This is a genomic window from Neoroseomonas marina (assembly GCF_012927745.1).
Lineage (GTDB): Bacteria > Pseudomonadota > Alphaproteobacteria > Acetobacterales > Acetobacteraceae > Neoroseomonas > Neoroseomonas marina.
In genome coordinates this window covers 73,743-91,724 of sequence record NZ_JABBKX010000001.1, presented here as the reverse complement: position 1 = coordinate 91,724, position 17,982 = coordinate 73,743, and the positions used below count along the sequence as shown (strand labels likewise).

Genomic DNA, 17,982 nt, shown 5'->3' with positions numbered 1-17,982 from the left:
CCTTGCGCGGCGAAGTCCAGGAAGGGGACCTCAGCCCGTCTCGTTCGCCTCGCGGGCCGCTGCCATGGCGGCGAAGGGACAGCCGGCATTGCGCCGGGCGCGACGCACATCGGCGGCGTAGCGGCCGGCCTGGTGTTCCTCGGCGCTCGCCGGGATCACCACGCTTTCGCGATAGGCGTCCCATTCCGCATCGCCCCACTGCGTGAAGGCGTCGGAGACGGTGGCGGAATTCAGGATCGGATCCGCATAGGCGAATTGCGGAATCGGGATCACCTGCAGGATCGGCCGCAGCTGATTGATCTCGATCGGCGTGTCGGTGCGGGTGATGCGGATGTTGGTGAAGAGCGGCCCGAACCACTTGTCGAATTCGACGATGCCTTCGAACTGCTCATAGGCGGCGGGGCGCGGCAGGTTCACCGGCGACCGTGTCAGCACCGACCAGCCTGGCGCGGTCCGGACGAACAGGCCGGTCCACATCTGCACCACGCCGGCCTCGGGCAGGCCGGTGAGGAAGGGCGGCGAGTAGCCGCGAATGTCCTCGGGCACTTCCTCGTCGAAGCGAGCGCGGAAATGGGGGTACTGCACCGCGCCGAGGCCGAGGGGCATCCACTCGTTCTCGAGCTCGTCGCAGGTCCAGAGCACTTCGTGCCCGTCCCACATCAGCATGAAATTGAGCGGGGAGGTGATGTGCCACCCGTACCCGGTGGCCGTCGTGACCGCGTCGCAGAAGCGATAGGCGCGGGTGGGAAGCCCGCCGAGCCCTGACCTGTCTGCCCGCGTCGGCGCCGGGATCCCGGGGATCAGGCGGTGGAAGGCAACGACGGGGGTACGGTCCTGGGTCATTCTCGGGTCCTGAAGGCGGCGCGGATCCTACAGGGGCAGGGGCTCCGCGGGGGAGCCTCCTGCGCCGTGGATCAGCGGCAGCCGGCGCCCATCCGGACGACGCCCTTGTCGATGATGAAGGCCTTCGGCGTACGGCAGCCTGCACCGAGACGGACGGTGCCCTTGTCGGCGACAGAAGCCTTCGGGGTGCGGCAACCAGCGCCGACGCGCACCGCGCCGCTGTCCGCGACGGAGGCCTTCGGCGTGCGGCAGCCGGCACCGACGCGCACCGCGCCGCTGTCCGCGACGGAGGCCTTCGGGGTGCGGCAGCCGGCGCCGACGCGGACCGCGCCGCTGTCCGCGACGGACGCCTTGGGGCTGCGGCAGCCGGCGCCGACGCGGACCGCGCCGCTGTCCGCGACGGAGGCCTTCGGCGTGCGGCAGCCGGCGCCGACGCGCACCACGCCGCTATCGGCGACAGAGGCCTTGGGGGTGCGGCAGCCAGCGCCGATGCGCACCGCGCCGCTGTCGGCGACGGAGGCCTTCGGCGTGCGGCAGCCAGCGCCGACACGCACCGCGCCGCTATCCGCGACCGAGGCCTTCGGGGTACGGCAGCCAGCGCCGACGCGCACCGCACCGCTATCGGCGACAGACGCCTTCGGGGTGCGGCAACCAGCGCCGACGCGGACCGCGCCGCTGTCGGCGACGGAGGCCTTCGGGGTACGGCAGCCAGCGCCGACGCGCACCGCACCACTATCGGCGACAGAGGCCTTCGGGGTGCGGCAGCCGGCGCCGACGCGCACCGCGCCGCTGTCGGCGACAGAGGCCTTCGGGGTGCGGCAGCCAGCGCCGACGCGCACCGCGCCGCTGTCGGCGACAGAAGCCTTCGGGGAGCGGCAACCGGCGCCGACGCGCACCGCGCCGCTGTCGGCGACAGAGGCCTTGGGGGTGCGGCAGCCAGCGCCGACGCGCACTGCGCGGCTGTCCGCGACGGAGGCCTTGGGGGTGCGGCAGCCGGCGCCGACGCGCACCACGCCGCTATCGGCGACAGAGGCCTTGGGGGTGCGGCAGCCGGCACCCAGGCGCACGATACCCTTGTCGGCGACGGAGGCGAGGGTCTTGGGCATGTAATCCGGCTCCTGGGTTAGGTCTCAGGGTTGAACTCAGTGGCCCAACCGTGAACCAGGAGATTGCGGATGACAAGGAAACATTCCTACTTGATGTATTTTTTTTTCCTAGTAAGATATTGATATAGGAAAACGGTCAGAGTTCTTTCCAGCGACGTAGTTAAAGACCAGCAACATGACCTAGACGAACGCTGGTTTCATGCGGCAATAACGTCTATAACGCGAAATTAACGGAGTCGGACACAACCACAGGATTAATTCGTGGGGAGAACATAACCGGTGAGGCACATCCGGGACGGATCCCCCGCGCTGCGCAGCGAAGAGGCGCTACCCTTCGCGGCCCGAAACGATAACCGCGGCGGCGCGGCGGCACGGATTTGGTCGCAATCGCCATTCCCGTTAGCATCCCGTGAGAATGTCTGAACTCTCATCCGCCTCAGAACAGGACCAAAGACCTTCCTTCGAAGGTTTAGCCGACGCCGCAGGGCGTGGTCCCGCCCGGCTTCGTATCGCCATGCTCGGCCGCATGGATGTGCGCGCGATCACAGGTGAACCTCTCCTGCCCCGGTCCCGCAAGACCCGGGCGGTCCTCGCCGTGCTGGCGCTGGAGGCGCCGGCAGCGATATCCCGCCAGCGCCTGGCCGATCTGCTGTGGAGCCGCCGCGGCGAGGAACAGTCCCGCGGATCGCTGCGCCAGGCCCTTCATGAACTGCAGGAGTGCCTCGGCGACTGGGGCAAGGGCCTCCTCACCGCCACCCGGGAAACCGTCTCGCTCGATACCCGAGCCATCTGGGTCGACGCGCGGGAGGTCCCGGGGATGGCGCGGGATCGCGTCGAGGCTCTCAACCTGCTGCTGTCCGAGTTCCTTTCGGATCTCGACGGCCTCGATGCCGCCTTCGATGCCTGGCTGCAGCAGCAGCGCCGCCGGCTGCGGGAATTGGCCCTCGATGTGGCGAGCGCCCGCCTGGCGGCGGCGACGACGCCCCTGGCCCGTGCCCAGGAGGCCCGCCGCGTCCTCACGATCGACGCCGCGCAGGAGCCGGTCTGGCGCATCCTGATCCGATCCGAGGCCGAGGCCGGCGATCGCGGCGCGGCATTCGCCGCGTGGGAGGATTGCCGCCGCATCTTCGCCGAGCGGTTCCGCAGCGCGCCATCGCCTGAGACCGCCGCGCTGGCCGAATCCCTCCGTGGCGAAGTCCCGCCCCCCGTCCTGATGCCGCATCGGCGCAGTGCAGGGCGGGGCGCGCGCCTGGGTGTCATGCCCTTTCGGGTGCTCGGCAACGAGTCGGATGAGGAGGTCTCGCTCGGTCTGGCCGGCGAAATCACGGCCTCGCTCGCCCGGTTTCGCTGGCTCGTGCTCGTGGACAGCGCATCCGTCGCGGCGGCGCGGCGTTCGGAAGGGCAGACGGAACAGCTCGATCTCGATTTCAGCTTGTCCGGCAGCATCCAGCGCGGTGGCGATCGCGTTCGCGTCACGCTGCAACTGACGGACCACCGACCGCCCGAGGCCGTTGTGTGGACCGAACGCTTCGACCGGGAGGCGGCGGACATCCTGAAGCTGCAGGATGAGATCGCGGCCGAAGTCGTCGCGCGGGTCGACCCCGAGATCCTGTTGATCGAGGCGAACCGCGCCGCGGCCCGTCCCCAGGTCGACATCACCGCCTACGACCTGCTGCTGCGCGCCATCCCCGCCATCTACCGGCTCGACCGCCAGGCCTACGAAGCCGCGGGCGCGATGCTCGAGGAAGCGACGCGCCTGGATCCCGACTACGCGCCCGCCTTCGCCTGGCACGCGTACTGGTACCTGTTCCTCGTCGGACAGGGCTGGGCACGCGCGGATGAGGATGTGCTGGCGAAGAGCGAGGAACTGGCTGCCCGGGCGGTGTCACTGGATCCCTCCGATGCCCATGCGCTCGCGATCCTGGGGCATGTGCGGGCCTTCCTGCATCACCAGATCCCCGAGGCGGTGTCGCTGTACGAACGGGCGCTGGCGCTCAACCCCAACCTGCCGCTCGCCTGGGTCTTCTCCGCACTCGCCCTGTCCTACCGCGGCGAGCACGAGGAGGCGCTGCACCGCTGGGAACGATACAAGCGCCTCGCGCCGTTCCACCCGCACGCGTTCTTCTTCGACGCGACGCGGCTGGTGCCGCTGCTGCTGCTCGGCCGGCACGAGGATGTCGATTCCGCGGCGCGCCAGGTGACCGCGCTGCACACCGGCTTCACCTTCCCCTACAAGGTGTGGCTCTCTGCGCTGGGCCATTTGGGGCGGCTGAACGAGGCGGCGAAGGTCCGCGCGAAGCTGCTGGCGATGGAGGCCGACTTCACCCTCGCGAAGGCGCGCGAACGCGCACCCTTCAACACGGTCCCACGTGACGGCCGGCCCGCCGATATCGAGCACTACCTCGCCGGGCTGCGGAAGGCCGGCCTGACCTGAGGTCACACCGGCCGAATGGTATCTCCCGGCCGGATCGTCCCGCCCCTGCGGATGATGCAGTTCAGGCCGCTGCGGTTGATCAGCGGCTTGAACACCTTCTTGCCGAGCAGATCCTCGAGGTACTGGCAGGGCACGTTGAGCCGCCCGCCGTAGAGCACGACCTCGCCGACCTGGAACTCGCGCCCGACCAGGTGGTTCAGCGGCACGCCGGCGGTCGTCAGGTTGCGGCGCGTCTCGTGCGGCGGAAGATCGATGCCGTGGTCCCGGGCCAGCGCGTCGAGCGTCTCCATCTCGATCAGCGTCACCTGGCGGTCGGCGGCGGGCTTGTGGCTGTAGGTGCCTTTGGCCGTGGCGTAGCGGTCGCCCTCGATGCCGACACTCTCGACAAGGCGCGCGGCATCCAGTTCCACCATCGGCGCGGAGGCCTCCGGCGCGATGTGGATGGCGAGCAGGACGCCGGTGAAGTCGTGGCTCATCGCAGCAGCTCCGCCGCGGCGCGGGTCAGCGCGCCGTCGATGTTCCAGAGGGATTCCAGCACGCGGAAATGGTCCGCGCCGGGGATCGGGATGAGTGGTCCCGGCGCCTGCGCCTCCGCGCGGATGCGGTGGAAGACGCGCGACTGGCGGCGGAGCTCCGGCAGTTCCGCCCCGCCATAGACGATCGCGATGGGCTTCTGCACCACCGGGCGGCGGATGGGCGAGAGGTCGGCGACCTCCTGCTCCGTCAGCCGCAGCTTCTCGTCGAGATAGGTGTCGCGGATCGGGGCGAGTTCGTAGATGCCCGACATGGCGACGGCGGCCGTCACCGCCGGATGCTCGGCGGCGAGCGCCGCGAGGTGCCCGCCGGCCGACCAGCCCGAGACGACGATCGGCCCCGCGATGCCGTGCGCCGGCCCGTTCGCGGCCAGCCAGTCGAGCGCGCGGCTGACCTGCCAGGTGATGGCCGTCAGCGAGGCGTCGGGGGCGAGGGTGTAGCCCGGCAGCGCCGCCGACCAGCCCATCGCGAGCGCCCCTTGGGCGAGGATCGCGAAATCCTCCCGCCGGTTGCGCTGCCAGTAGCCGCCATGGATGAAGACCAGGCAGGGCGCGGCGGGATCGGCGCCGGGATAGAGGTCCCACTTCTCCCGCTCCGCCTCGCCATAGGGCAGGTCGAGATGCCCGGCACGGGCAGCGCGGAATTCCGCCGAGAGCGCGTTGCGCGCGGCGATCTGCTGCGCGCTGTCGGGCACCATGCCGGTGTTGTTGTAGGCGTCGTCGCGTTCCTTCTGGGCCCAGTAGCGCCAGCCCTCGGCGAAGGCGTAGGGCGTGCTCATGGCGCGATGACCCGCACCGGCGCGCCGGCGTTGAAAGCCTCGATCGCCTCCACGGCGCCCTGGTAGTAGGCGCGGTAGTTCTGCTGCGTGACGTAGCCGAGATGCGGTGTGAGGAAGGTGTTGGGCGCGGCGAGGATCGGGTGGTCCGGCGGCAGCGGCTCGGTGTCGTAGACGTCGAGGCCGGCGCCGGCGATGCGCCCCTCCTTCAGCGCGGCGATCAGCGCGTCCTGGTCGATCAGCGGCCCGCGCGAGGTGTTCACGATGTAGGCCGTGCGCTTCATCCGGCCGAGATCCTCCGCACCCACGATGCCGCGCGAGCGGTCCGACAGGATCAGGTGCAGCGTGACGACATCGGCCTCGGCAAACAGCGTCGCCTTGTCCACGCGCGTCGCGCCGATCTCGGTGGCGCGTTCCTCGGTCAGGTTCTGGCTCCAGGCCACGACCTTCATGCCGAAGGCCTGGCCGACCCTGGCCACCCGCGCGCCGAGCTTGCCGAGGCCGACCACGCCGAGCGTCCGCCCCTCGAGCCCCCAGCCCACCGAGGTCTGCCACCGGCCCGCGCGCAGCGCTTCCTGCTGGCGCGGCAGGTCGCGCATCAACCCGGTGATCAGGCCCCAGGTGATGTCGACCGTCGGATCGCCGAAGGAGGGCGTGCCGCAGAAGACGATGCCCTTCTCGGCGCAGGCGGCCGCGTCGATGGAACGGTTGCGCGCCGCGGTGGTGATGAGCAGGCGCAGGTTCGGCAGGCGCTCGATCAGGGCGCGCGGGAAGGGGGTGCGCTCGCGCATCGCAAGGATCGCGTCGAAGGGGGCCAGGCGCTGCACCAGCGCCTCGCGGTCGGTGATGGTGTCGCGGAAGACGGTGACCTCGACGCCCTTCAGCCGGTCCCAGGGCCCGAGCGACAGCGCGACGCCCTGGTAGTCGTCGAGGATGGCGAGGCGCTTCAGCGGCGCGGTGGCCTGGCTCATGGGGTGGTCTCCTGAATCGTCCTGGCGGCTAGATCGCGCCGGGCCGGGGGTTCCGCAAGCCGGGCTCAGCCGGCGGCCGGCAGGGTGATGCCGGCCAGCGCCTCCCGCAGCACCGGCGGCAGCGGCGTCGGCTGCTTCTGCGTCGCGCGGTCGACATAGACATGGACGAAGTGGCCTTCCGCGGCGGCGACGTCCTCGTCATTGCGGAAGATTGCGATCTCGTAGCGGACCGAGGTGTTGCCGGCGCGGCCGCAGCGCAGCGCGGTGGTGATCTCGTCGGGGAAGGCGATGGGGGCGAAGTAGCGGCACTGGGTCTCGACCACCAGGCCGATCACCGGCGCGGTCGGGATGTGCAGGAAGCCGCTGTCGATGAGGAAGCGCGCCACCACCGTGTCGAACCACGAATAGTAGGTGACGTTGTTCACGTGCCCGTAGACGTCGTTGTCCATCCAGCGCGTCGGGATGGGCAGGAAGAAGCGGTAGTCGGCACGCGTGCCGCGGGTCTTGGACATGCTCAGGCTCCGAGGGCGCGGGCGACGATGGCTTCGTCCACGCAGACGTCGAATGCGGGCGATCCTTGCAGGATGCCGGCGGTCTGCATCGCGCCGCGCAGCTGTTCGAAGGCCGCGCGCGGGAAATGCGGCGTCGGGGACCACAGCGCGAGGCCCTGGTAGCGGGCGAGGGCGGTGGTCAGCGCCGCGCGCGGCACATCGGGGAAGAGCGGTGCGACGGTCGCCGCGATGTCCTCCAGCGGGGCCTCGGCGATCCAGGCGAGCGCCGCGGCCATGGCGCGGATCATCGCCTCGAACTCGGCGGAACGTTCCTCGATGCGCTGCTCCGTCGCGTAGAAGGCGGTGTAGGCGGACGGGCCGCGATCGGCGGCGCGGTGCCAGACGGCCGCGCCCTGCGCCTCGGCCAGCGCGGCATGCGGTTCGAAGACCTGCGCGACGTCGAGGTCGCCCGCCAGGACCGCGGCGGCGTTCTCCGCCATCGACCGGTCGGTGACGCGCTTCAGCGTCGCGGGATCGATCCCCTCCCGCCGCAGGTCGTCCTGCAGGCACCACCAGGGCGTCGGCACCTCGCTGACCGTTCCGAACCGCAGCCGCGGCAGGTCGGCCAGGCGGAAGCCGGGGTTCGGGCGGCGGCCCACCAGCAGGAAGGGGTCCTTCATCACCACCGCGCAGAAGGACCGCAGCGGGCAGGACGGGTCCCGGTCCCGCAGCAGCATCGGCCGCATCGGCCCGGACCAGGCGATGTCGGCGCGGCCGGCGATGAGGTTCTCCGCCGCCTTGGTGGGGTCGCCGGCCGTCATGCGGCGCACCTCGACGCCCTGGGCGGCAAACAGGCCGCGGGCCTCGGCCACATAGAAGGGCGCGTAGAAGACCGCGCGGAACGGCTCGTTGAGGATGATGGGCTGCACGAAGGTCCCCCCGTCAGGCGCGGCATCCTGCGCAACGCATGGCGGGCGCACCAGCCCCGCCGATTCGCCGCTGGCGTCGTCTGCGAACTTCGCGGCATAACCCCCTGCCCGGAAAGGACCCCGCTTCGGCGGCCTTCGCTGGGACTCGGCATAACGCTATATCTGGTGTGCGTCGGCACCTTGGGCCACAATCCCTATGGTTCCGGCCCCTTCAGATCGACCCTTCGGGAGCCCCATGTCCGCCGCGCCTCGGCCCGAATCCTCTCCCCGTCTGGAGCCGTTCCGCCTGCGCGGCGCGAACTTCAACCTGCTCGTCCTGCGGCTGCTCGACCCGCGGCCCGAGGTGGTGGTCCCCGCGATCGGCGACCAGTTCCGCCGCGCCCCCGGCTTCCTGCGCTTCGCCCCGGTCGTGCTCGGCCTCAGCGACCTGGACGTGCCGGCCAACACGGTTGATTTCGAAGGGCTGGTGAGGGGGCTGCGCGAGCTGACGATCGTGCCGATCGGCACGACCGGCGGGACGCCGGAACTGCGCAATGCCGCCATGGCCTTCGGCCTGCCGCCGATCCGCGGCGCGGGCGGGCGGGAGACCGACGAGCCGCTGCCCGAGGCCGCGCCGGCGCCGGCCGCCGTAACGCCGGCCGAACCCGCCGCCCCTCCGCCGCCGCCCCCGGGCATGCAGCGCCCGACGATGATCGTCGAGCAGCCGGTCCGCGCCGGGCAGCGCATCTGGGCGCAGGGCGGCGACCTGATCGTGACCTCGACCGTGAATGCGGGCGCCGAGGTGATCGCGGACGGCAACATCCACGTCTATGGCGCGCTGCGCGGCCGCGCGATCGCCGGCGGCGGCAACAACACCGAGGCGCGGGTCTTCGCACAGAACTTTGACCCCGAGCTCATCTCCATCGCGGGCTACTACGCGGTGCGCGAGGGGCTCACGGGGGCGCCGATCGGCAAGGCGGTGCAGGTGCGGCTGACGGGCGAGCGCATGCGCTTCGACCCGATCGGCTGAGCGCATCGCGCAGGGGATTACGAGGAGGCAGGGGACATGGCACAGGTCGTCGTCGTCACTTCGGGCAAGGGGGGCGTGGGCAAGACCACGTCGTCCGCCGCCTTCGCCACGGGCCTCGCGCAGCGGGGCAAGAAGACCGTCGTCATCGACTTCGACGTCGGTCTGCGCAACCTCGACCTCATCATGGGCGTCGAGCGGCGCGTCGTGTTCGACATCGTCAACGTCATCAGCGGGGAGGCGCGGCTCAACCAGGCGCTGATCCGCGACAAGCGCGTGGACACCCTGTCGATCCTTCCGGCCAGCCAGACGCGGGACAAGGACGCGCTGACCAAGGAAGGCGTCGCGAGGATCATCGAGGAACTGGCGAAGGACTTCGACTACATCCTCTGCGACAGCCCCGCCGGCATCGAGAAGGGCGCGCTGCTCGCGCTGTACTTCGCCGACCAGGCGGTCGTTGTGACGAACCCGGAGGTGTCCTCGGTCCGTGACTCCGACCGCATCCTCGGCGTGCTGCAGTCACGCTCGAAGCGCGCGGAGGAGAAGAAGGACCCGGTGAAGGAGCATCTGCTCGTCACCCGCTTCGACCCCGTCCGCGTCGAGCGTGGCGAGATGCTGAAGCTCGAGGACATCCAGGAGATCCTCTCGATCCCGCTGCTCGGCGTGATCCCGGAGAGCGAGAGCGTGCTCAAGGCGTCCAACACCGGCACGCCGGTCATCATGGATGCCGAGAGCCAGGCCGGCCAGGCCTATGCCGACGCCGTGGCGCGCTTCCTGGGCGAGGAGAAGCCCCACCGCTTCATCGAGGCCGAGAAGAAGGGCCTGTTCAAGCGGCTGTTCGGCGGGAGGGCCGCATGATGTCCTGGATCGACTTCTTCCGAGGCAAGCGCAAGGAGGAGAGCAGTGCCTCCGCCGCCAAGGAACGCCTGCAGATCGTCCTGGCGCATGAGCGCATCGGCCGCACGCGGGAGGACTTCCTTCCGAAGCTCCAGCAGGAGCTCGTCGCCGTGGTCGCGCGCTATGTCGCGATCGACCCGGGCAAGGTGAACGTGAACCTCGACCGCGGCGGGGACATGTCCACCCTTGCGATCGAGATCGAACTGCCCGCGCCGGCGGCGATGCGCATGGCGGCCGGCGCGCGCTGATCCCCCAGGCTGCTGCCGGTCACAGCTTCGATTCGATCGGCAGCCAGCGCAGCACCCACGCCAGGGCGCGCAGGGACGCGGGAGCCAGGGGCTCCCGCCGCAGCGTCACGGTGTCCCCGCCCGCCTCGCCCTGCCATTCCAGGGCCCCGTCCGCCGCCAGGCCGACGCGCCAGCTGCAGGACGGGCTCACCAGACGGGCGTGCTCGGCCCGGATGCGTTCGGCAACGCGCGCATCCTCGATGAAGGTGCCCATCTCGGTATTCAGGGCAATCGATCGCTGGTCGAGGTTGAAGGACCCGACGAAGGACAGCCTGCCATCGACGACGAAGGCCTTGGTGTGCAGGCTGGCCCCGCGGGAACCGAAGACGCTGATGCCTTCCTCCTCGCCGCCGGGCTTGAGCTCGTGCAGTTCCACGCCCGCCGCGAGCAGGCGTTCGCGGTAGCGCGCATACCCGCCGTGAACGGCGGCGACATCCGTCGCGGCGAGGGAATTGGTGACGATCGAGACGCGCACGCCGCGGCGGGCCATCGCCTCGATCTGCGCAGCACCTTCCGGGCCCGGGACGAAGTAGGGCGAGATGATGAGCGCCTCGCGCTCCGCACCGAGCAGCGCCCCATGGACCGCGCCGGCCAGGCAGTCCCGGGGCTGCGCGGTGCCGACCGCCTTGCCGGGCGGATCGGCCGCCACGCGCACGGCATCCGGCGGCAGCGCCAGGAAGCTGGCGTGTTCGGACCCGGCGAGCAGGCGGGTGACCAGCGGCGCGCCGGCGAGGCGATCGAAATAGGGCCGCGCCTCCGGCGATATCCAGGCGCGTTCGAGCCGCCGTGACAGCTTGCGCAGTGCGCGGCGCCGGTAGGCGGCCCGGCTGATCCGTCGCAGCGGCCGCGACAGCTGGTGCGACCAGTAGGATTCGAACATCCGTTGCATGGCTTCCACCGGCGGGCCGCGCAGCGCGAGGTCCAGGTCGCGGAAGTTGAAGTGGCCCGAGGCGTCGAAATACGGATCGCCGATGTTCCGCCCGCCGGCGATGGCGCAGTCGCCGTCCACGATCCACGCCTTGTTGTGCATCCGGCGATCCAGGTGCCAGCCGCCGAACAGCATCTCGAGCAGCAGCCCCGGAGGGCCGAGGCGCCGCCAGGACACCGCGTTGAACAGCCGGACTTGGATCCGGGGGTGGGAGTCCATGGCGGCGAGCACGCGCTCGGCGCCCATGGCGTACATGTCGTCCAGCAGCAGCCGGACGGCGACCCCCCGGTCGGCGGCCTGGATGACCTCGCGCGCCAGCAGCGTGCCGGTCAGGTCCCCGTGCCAGACGTAGTATTGCAGGTCGGCGGTGCGCGTCGCGGATCGCAGCGTCGCGACGCGGGCGGCGAAAGCGGTCAGCCCATCGGCGACGAGTGCGACACCGGCCTGCGACGAATCCGACACGGCACGGCTCAGGCTGCCGCGGCCATGGCCGAGGACGGAGCGGCGGACAGGTCCAGCCGCGCGGTCAGCGGCAGGTGGTCGGACGCGATGCGGGCGAGCGGCGACGCATGGGCCGCGAGCCCGGTCAGCAGGCCATGCGGGCGGCACAGGATGCGATCGAGGCTGAGGATGGGCAGGCGCGCCGGAAAGGTCGCGGGCGTGACGTCCACCGGCCCGAAATCCCGGTCCAGGGCGCGCAGCGAGGACCGTGGTCCGGGTCGCCATTCATTCAGATCGCCGAGCAGCAGTGTCGGCACCTCCTCCGCCTGGGCCAGCCGTTCCAGCAGGGCCGCGACCTGCTGCGCCCGATGCCGCCGGAGCAGACCGAGATGCGCGTTGACCACGCGCAGCCGACCCGCCGGCAGCTGGAGGTCAACCATCGCGGCGCCCCGAGGTTCTCCACCGGGCAGGCGCAGCCGGTGCGCCTCGACCAGGCGGCCATTGCGGACGAGCAGGGCGTTGCCATGCCAGCCATGGCCGCCGGCCGCCATGCCCAGCGGTACCAGCTGAAGCCCCGTGTCGCGTTCCAGCGCGATCAGGTCGAGCAGGCCTTCCCGGCGGCCGAACCGGCGGTCGGCCTCCTGGAGCGCCAGGACGTCCGCATCCAGTTCGCGGATGACCGCGGCAATTCGTCCCGGATCGAAACGACCATCGGCGCCGACGCACTTGTGAACGTTGTAGGTTGCAATGCGCAGCGCGCCGGGTGGCGGTTCCGCCGGCTGGAAGGGGCCTGTCGGCAGGCGCATCAAGCGTGCCGCGAGCAGGTCGGTGAAGGATCGGGCGCGGTCCAGGGCAATCTGCCGGCGGGTCATGCGAATCGACCAGGGTTGGCGCCGGCGGTACGCACGGCATTATGCCTCTACATGGGGGCTGCGCGGTCCGCGGTCCAGCAGTTCCCGCACGATGGAAGGAAGCGACCCTTGGCATATGACGGCATCCGGGCCCATCGCCCGCTGATCATGGGCCGCCGCGGCGCGGTCGCGACGAACCATCCGGTGGCGACGGCCGCGGGCCTCGACGTGCTGAGGGCCGGCGGGACGGCGGCCGATGCCGCGGTTGCGGTCTCGCTCGCGCTGGGCGTGGTGGAGCCGCATATGAGCGGCCTCGGCGGGGATGGCTTCTATCACCACTGGTCGGCATCGACCGGGCGGGCCGAGACCTATGCCGGCACCGGCCAGGCGCCGCGCGCCGCGACGGTCGATCGCTACCGGGCCGAAGGGGGCGTGCCGAACCGCGGCCCGCTGTCGGTCCAGACGCCGGGCAAGGTCGCCGGGCTCGCCGCGCTGCACGCGGCCCATGGCGGCCGCCCCTGGGGCAGCCTGTTCGGTGCGGCCATCGAGGCCGCGGACGACGGCTTCGCCGCGACCCATGCGCTGCGACATTTCGTGGGCGAGAACCGCGCGCACCTCGCCGCCGATCCCACCAGCCGGGCCATCTGGCTGCCGGACGGCCAGCCGCCCGCGGTCGGGGAGCTGGTGGTGCAGCCGGCGCTGGCGGCGACGCTGCGGCGCCTCGCCGCCGCAGGACCTGAGGAGATCTTCGCCGGCGCCGTCGCGCGCGACCTCGCCGCCGATCTCAGCGATATCGGATCGATCGTCGCCGGGGAGGACCTCGCCGCCGTCGAGGCGCGCATCGCCCCGCCCATCGGCATCGCCTGGCGCGGCTTCGAGGTCCGGCAGACGCCGCAGCCCTCCATGGGCTTCGCCATGCTGCAGATGCTGCGCATCGTCGAGGGCTTCGACCTCGCCGCGCTCGGCTGGGGCAGCGCCGCGCTGGTGCATCTGATGGTCGAAGCGAAGAAGCGCGCCTTCCTGGACCGCGAGGCCGAGGCCGGGCGCGACCAGCCGGACTTCGCGGCGCTGCTCTCCGATGCCCGCGCCAAGGCGCATGCCGCGGCGATCGGTGACCGCGCCGCGCACCTGCCGGTCCGCGCCATGGCCGAGGCCGACACCACCTATTTCTGCGCCGTCGATGCCGAGGGGAATGCCGTCTCGGCGATCCAGTCGATCAACGGGGCCTTCGGGTCGGGCGTGACGGCGCCGCGCACCGGCATCCTGCTCAACAACCGCATGTCCTACTGGCATCTCGAGGAAGGCCACGCGAACCGCCTCGCTCCCGGCCGTCGGGTGCGCCATACCATGAACGCGCCGATGGTGATGAAGGACGGCAAGCCCTGGATGGTCTTCGGCACGCCGGGCGCGGACAACCAGGTGCAGGTGAACTTCCAGGTGCTGGTCGCCGCGGCCGTCTTCGGGATGGACCCGCAGCAGGCGCTCGAGGCGCCGCGCTGGACCTCCTCCCAGCCCGGCCAGGAGTCCAACTACCCGCATGGTGGCGGCGAGGTGCTGACCATTGAGCGCGGCGTGGGCGAGGGCACCGTCGCCGGGCTGCGCGAACGCGGCCATGACGTGAAGGTCGTTCCGGATCTCGAGGGCGCCTGCAGCGTCGAGGCGATCCGCGTGCTGGACAACGGCATACGCATGGCCGGATCGGATCCGCGACGGGACGGCTGGGCAGCGGCGTATTGATGCGGGGCTTGCGGGGCGAGCGACGGCCTGCCTAGGCTGACCGCGGGATGCTTCGCTTCTTTCTCCGCCGCTTCGCGGTTGCGGTGCTCGTCGCGTTGACGGTGCTGACGCTCGCCTTCCTGCTGACGCGGGTCTCGGGCGACCTTGCCGTTTCCATCGCCGGGCCGAACGCGACCCAGGCGGATGTGGAAGCGATCCGCGAGGCCTATGGCCTCAACCGGCCGCTCTACGTGCAGTATTTCGATTGGCTCGGCCGCGCGGTGCAGGGCGATTTCGGGCAGAGCTACTTCTTCCGCGATCGCGTGGCGAACCTGATCGCCGCGCGCATGCCGGTGACGGTGACGCTGGGGCTCGTCGGGCTCGCCATCGCGCTGGTGGTCTCGCTGCCGCTCGGCATCCTCGCCGCGGTGCGGGAAGGGACCTGGATCGACCGGCTGGTCGGGCTGGTGGCGATGATCGGGCAGGCCATGCCGTCCTTCTGGCTCGGCCTGGTGCTGATGATCGTCTTCGGGCTGCAACTCGGCTGGGTGCCGATCTCGGGCGTGGAGACCTGGGACGGCTACATCCTGCCTGGGATCGTGCTCGCCTTCTCGGCCATCCCGTCGCTGACGCGGCTGACGCGCTCCGGGATGATCGAGGCGCTGGCCTCGGACTACATCCGCACGGCGCGCGCGAAGGGGCTGACGCGGCTGTCCATCCTGGTGAAGCACGGCTTCCGCAACGCGGCGATCCCGGTCGTGTCCATCGCGGCGGTGCAACTCGGCTTCATGCTGGGCGGGTCGATCGTCATCGAGACGGTCTTCGCCCTGCACGGCGTCGGCTTCCTCGCCTGGGAGAGCATCAGCAAGAACGACTTCCCGGTCGTGCAGGCGGTCGTGCTGGTCCTCGCGCTGATCTACATCGCGTTGACGTTGTTTGCTGACCTGCTGAACGCGGTGCTCGACCCGCGGCTGAGGACGGCATGAGCGCCGCCGTCATACCCGCCGGTCGAGGCGCGCGGCTGCTGCGCAACCCCGGCTTCGTGGTCGGTGCCGCGATCGTCGGCTTCTGTGCCATCGTCGCGATCCTCGCGCCCTGGATCGTGCCCTACGATCCCTTTGCCATCGACCTCGATCGCCGGCTGGTGCCGCCCTCCTTCATGGAAGGGGGCGATCCGCGGAACTTCCTCGGCACCGACCAGCTGGGGCGGGACTATTTCTCGCGGCTGATCTACGGCGCGCGCATCTCGATGGTGATCGGGGTGCTGACGGTGATCACCTCGGGGCTGATCGGCATCACGATGGGGGTGTTGGGCGGCTTCTACGGCGGCAAGATCGACGACGCGGTGGTCTTCGCCATCACCACGCGCCTGTCGATCCCGGCGGTGCTGGTAGCCCTCGCGGTCGCGGCGCTGCGCGGCAGTTCCTTCATTCTCGTCGTTCTGGTGCTCGGGCTGCTGCTGTGGGACCGCTTCGCGGTGGTGGCGCGGTCGACCACGATGCAGATCCGCAACCTCGACTACGTCTCGGCGGCCTGGTGCGCCGGCGCGTCGCGCTGGTGGGTGCTGACGCGGGAGGTGCTGCCGAACATCGCGACGCACCTCGCCGTCGTCGCGACGCTGGAGATGGCGCTGGCGATCCTGCTCGAGGCCGCGTTGTCCTTCCTCGGCCTGGGCGTGCCGGCGCCGCTGCCCTCCTGGGGGCTGATGATCAGCGAGGCCAAGGAATACATGTTCTTCAGCCCCTGGGTGATCATGATCCCCGGCGCGGCGCTGTTCGTCCTGGTCATGGGCGTGAACCTGCTGGGCGATGCGCTGCGCGACATGATGGGCACGGACCTGTCGCGATGAGCGCGCTGCTCGAGGTCGCGGACCTGCGCGTGACGATCGGCAGCACCGCCGCGGTGCGCGGCGCCTCGCTGACCGTCAACAAGGGCGAGACGCATTGCCTGGTGGGCGAGAGCGGCTGCGGCAAGTCGATCACCGCCCTGTCGGTGATGGGCCTGCTGCCGCGTGGCGCGGTGCGGGAGACGACGGCGCTGCGCTTCGCCGGCGAGGAGATCGGCCGCTACGGCGAACGCCAGATGGAACGCCTGCGCGGCGACCGCATGGCGATGATCTTCCAGGAACCGATGACCAGCCTGAACCCGGCCTATACGGTCGGGTCCCAGATGACCGAGGTGCTGCGCCGGCACCGCGGCACGCCGCGCGCCCAGGCGGTGGACCGGGCGGCGGAACTGCTCGCGCGCGTCGGTATCACGGCGCCGGGGCTGCGGCTGGGGCAGTATCCGCACCAGCTCTCGGGCGGCCTGCGCCAGCGGGTGATGATCGCGATGGCGCTGATGTGCGACCCGGAACTGCTCATCGCGGACGAACCGACCACCGCGCTCGACGTGACCGTGCAGGCGCAGATCCTGCGGCTGCTCGCGGGGCTGCAGAAGGACCTCGGCCTTGGCATCCTGTTGATCACCCATGACCTCGGCGTCGTCGCGCGCGTCGCGGACCGCGTCTCCGTCATGTATGCAGGGGAGGTGGTCGAGAGCGCGCCGACGGCCGCGCTCTTCGCCGCGCCCGAGCATCCCTACACGCGCGGGCTTCTGACCTGCGTCCCGGTGCCCGGCAAGGTGAAGCGCGACGAGCCGCTGGGCAGCATTCCGGGCGTCGTGCCGCGCATCCAGCCGGGCTTCGCGGGCTGCGGTTTCCGCGACCGCTGCGCGCAGGCGAACGCGGCATGCGCCGGGACCATCCCACGGCGGGAGGCCGCCGCGGGGCATGAGGTGCTTTGCACCCTGCCGCCGGGCTGGGGCGGGGCGGCCGCGGCATGAGCGCGCCGGCGATCGAGGTCCGCGGCCTGCGGCGCGTCTTCCGCGTGCGGCAGGGCCTGTTCGCCTCACCGCGCGAGGTTGTCGCGGTGGACGATGTCTCGTTTTCCGTGCCCGCGGGCAGCGTGCTCGGCGTGGTGGGGGAAAGCGGCTGCGGCAAGTCCACCCTGGCGCGGCTGATCCTCGGCCTGCTCGAACCCAGCGCCGGCGACGTACTGGTGGACGGGCAGCGTCTGGGCGGGATGGACCGCCGCGCGCGGGCCAGGCTGATCCAGCCGGTCTTCCAGGATCCCTTCGCCTCGCTGAACCCCAAGCGGCGCATCCGCGACATCGTCGCCATGCCGCTGATCGCCCAGGGCGATGTCGCGCGCGCGGATATCGACAGGCGGGTGGGAGAGGCTCTCGACCGCGTCGGCCTGTCACGCGAGCAGGGGACGCGCTTCCCGGCGCAGTTGTCGGGCGGGCAGCGGCAACGGGTCGCGATCGCGCGCGCGCTGGTGCTGCGCCCGCGCATCGTGGTCTGCGACGAACCGACCAGCGCGCTCGACGTCTCCGTGCAGGCGCAGATCCTGAACCTGCTGGCGGAACTGCGGCGCGACCTCGGGCTCACCTACCTGTTCATCAGTCACAACCTCGCGGTGGTCGAGCACATCGCGAGCGAGGTGGCGGTGATGTATCTCGGCCGCATCGTGGAGCGGTCGGAGAGCGAGCGGTTGTTCGCCGCGCCGCGGCATCCCTATACCCGCGCGCTGCTGGCCTCGGTGCTGACGCCCGAACCAGGGCTCGGCGTTCCGGATGTCGGTTTGGGGGATACCATGCCGGACCCGGCGAACATCCCGCCGGGCTGCCGCTTCCATCCGCGGTGCCCGGTCGCGATCGCGAAGTGTTCGACCGAAGCGCCGAGGCCCACGGCGGATGCCGCGGGCCTCGTGGAATGTCACCTCGCCTGACGG

At 70.9% G+C, this 17,982-nt stretch carries 18 protein-coding genes; 9 read left to right on the top strand and 9 right to left on the bottom strand.

The features are described 5' to 3' along the window. Positions 1-30: 30 nt before the first annotated feature. Both GWK16_RS00460 and GWK16_RS00455 read right to left on the bottom strand, forming a co-directional pair. On the bottom strand, positions 31-843 hold the full coding sequence (locus GWK16_RS00460; protein WP_170052019.1) for a DUF6065 family protein: 813 nt from the start codon (positions 841-843) through the stop codon (positions 31-33). 71 nt (positions 844-914) lie between these two features. Further along, positions 915-1,949 carry a hypothetical protein gene (locus GWK16_RS00455; protein ID WP_170052018.1) on the bottom strand — a complete coding sequence of 345 codons (1,035 nt, stop codon included), beginning with the start codon at positions 1,947-1,949 and terminating at the stop codon, positions 915-917. A gap of 595 nt (positions 1,950-2,544) precedes the next feature. On the opposite strand from GWK16_RS00455, the gene GWK16_RS00450 reads away from it, so the two are divergent. Continuing rightward, on the top strand, positions 2,545-4,383 hold the full coding sequence (locus tag GWK16_RS00450) for a BTAD domain-containing putative transcriptional regulator (RefSeq protein WP_170052017.1): 1,839 nt from the start codon (positions 2,545-2,547) through the stop codon (positions 4,381-4,383). A 2-nt stretch (positions 4,384-4,385) separates the two neighbouring features. Here GWK16_RS00450 and GWK16_RS00445 read toward each other — a convergent pair whose 3' ends face one another. From GWK16_RS00445 to GWK16_RS00425, 5 genes are all read right to left on the bottom strand, one after another. Beyond that, positions 4,386-4,859 (bottom strand): MOSC domain-containing protein, encoded by a 474-nt coding sequence (locus GWK16_RS00445; protein ID WP_170052016.1) that lies wholly within the window; start codon positions 4,857-4,859, stop codon positions 4,386-4,388. Continuing rightward, positions 4,856-5,695, bottom strand: coding sequence for an alpha/beta hydrolase (locus tag GWK16_RS00440; RefSeq protein ID WP_170052015.1), 840 nt, complete (start codon positions 5,693-5,695; stop codon positions 4,856-4,858). The genes GWK16_RS00445 and GWK16_RS00440 overlap by 4 nt, the downstream gene beginning before the upstream one ends. Further along, entirely contained in the window at positions 5,692-6,663 is a 972-nt protein-coding gene (locus GWK16_RS00435; RefSeq protein ID WP_170052014.1) for a D-2-hydroxyacid dehydrogenase family protein, read from the bottom strand. The genes GWK16_RS00440 and GWK16_RS00435 overlap by 4 nt, the downstream gene beginning before the upstream one ends. Positions 6,664-6,728: 65 nt before the next feature. Continuing rightward, positions 6,729-7,175 carry an acyl-CoA thioesterase gene (locus GWK16_RS00430; protein WP_170052013.1) on the bottom strand — a complete coding sequence of 149 codons (447 nt, stop codon included), beginning with the start codon at positions 7,173-7,175 and terminating at the stop codon, positions 6,729-6,731. A gap of 2 nt (positions 7,176-7,177) precedes the next feature. Then, positions 7,178-8,083 (bottom strand): ABC transporter substrate-binding protein, encoded by a 906-nt coding sequence (locus tag GWK16_RS00425; RefSeq protein ID WP_170052012.1) that lies wholly within the window; start codon positions 8,081-8,083, stop codon positions 7,178-7,180. A gap of 235 nt (positions 8,084-8,318) precedes the next feature. Here GWK16_RS00425 and minC point away from each other — a divergent pair, with 235 nt between their 5' ends. The 3 genes from minC to minE are packed head-to-tail and all read left to right on the top strand — an operon-like array spanning position 8,319 to position 10,234. Beyond that, positions 8,319-9,092, top strand: a complete 774-nt coding sequence (gene minC / locus GWK16_RS00420; protein WP_170052011.1) for a septum site-determining protein MinC — start codon at positions 8,319-8,321, stop codon at positions 9,090-9,092. 36 nt (positions 9,093-9,128) lie between these two features. After that, a complete protein-coding gene (minD, locus tag GWK16_RS00415; RefSeq protein WP_170052010.1) occupies positions 9,129-9,947 on the top strand; it encodes a septum site-determining protein MinD in 819 nt (272 codons plus the stop codon). Continuing rightward, a complete protein-coding gene (gene minE / locus GWK16_RS00410) occupies positions 9,944-10,234 on the top strand; it encodes a cell division topological specificity factor MinE (protein ID WP_248291067.1) in 291 nt (96 codons plus the stop codon). Before minD ends, minE begins: the two co-directional genes overlap by 4 nt. Before the next feature lie 19 nt (positions 10,235-10,253). On the opposite strand, the gene GWK16_RS00405 is transcribed toward minE, so the two are convergent. Then, on the bottom strand, positions 10,254-11,663 hold the full coding sequence (locus tag GWK16_RS00405) for a phospholipase D-like domain-containing protein (protein ID WP_170052009.1): 1,410 nt from the start codon (positions 11,661-11,663) through the stop codon (positions 10,254-10,256). 8 nt (positions 11,664-11,671) lie between these two features. Then, positions 11,672-12,514 (bottom strand): endonuclease/exonuclease/phosphatase family protein, encoded by an 843-nt coding sequence (locus GWK16_RS00400; RefSeq protein ID WP_248291066.1) that lies wholly within the window; start codon positions 12,512-12,514, stop codon positions 11,672-11,674. 108 nt (positions 12,515-12,622) lie between these two features. Here GWK16_RS00400 and GWK16_RS00395 point away from each other — a divergent pair, with 108 nt between their 5' ends. From GWK16_RS00395 to GWK16_RS00375, 5 genes are read left to right on the top strand one after another with little or no spacing between them, the layout of a single operon-like run. Then, positions 12,623-14,230: a gamma-glutamyltransferase family protein gene (locus GWK16_RS00395; protein ID WP_170052008.1), complete on the top strand. Its 1,608-nt coding sequence runs from the start codon at positions 12,623-12,625 to the stop codon at positions 14,228-14,230. Positions 14,231-14,277: 47 nt separating this feature from the next. Continuing rightward, positions 14,278-15,195: an ABC transporter permease gene (locus GWK16_RS00390; protein ID WP_170052007.1), complete on the top strand. Its 918-nt coding sequence runs from the start codon at positions 14,278-14,280 to the stop codon at positions 15,193-15,195. Continuing rightward, entirely contained in the window at positions 15,192-16,058 is an 867-nt protein-coding gene (locus GWK16_RS00385) for an ABC transporter permease (protein WP_170052006.1), read from the top strand. The genes GWK16_RS00390 and GWK16_RS00385 overlap by 4 nt, the downstream gene beginning before the upstream one ends. Beyond that, positions 16,055-17,032, top strand: coding sequence for an ABC transporter ATP-binding protein (locus tag GWK16_RS00380; RefSeq protein ID WP_170052005.1), 978 nt, complete (start codon positions 16,055-16,057; stop codon positions 17,030-17,032). Before GWK16_RS00385 ends, GWK16_RS00380 begins: the two co-directional genes overlap by 4 nt. After that, the gene (locus GWK16_RS00375; RefSeq protein WP_170052004.1) at positions 17,029-17,979 is read left to right on the top strand and encodes an ABC transporter ATP-binding protein; all 951 of its coding nucleotides are present in this window, start codon (positions 17,029-17,031) and stop codon (positions 17,977-17,979) included. The genes GWK16_RS00380 and GWK16_RS00375 overlap by 4 nt, the downstream gene beginning before the upstream one ends. Positions 17,980-17,982: the final 3 nt, after the last annotated feature.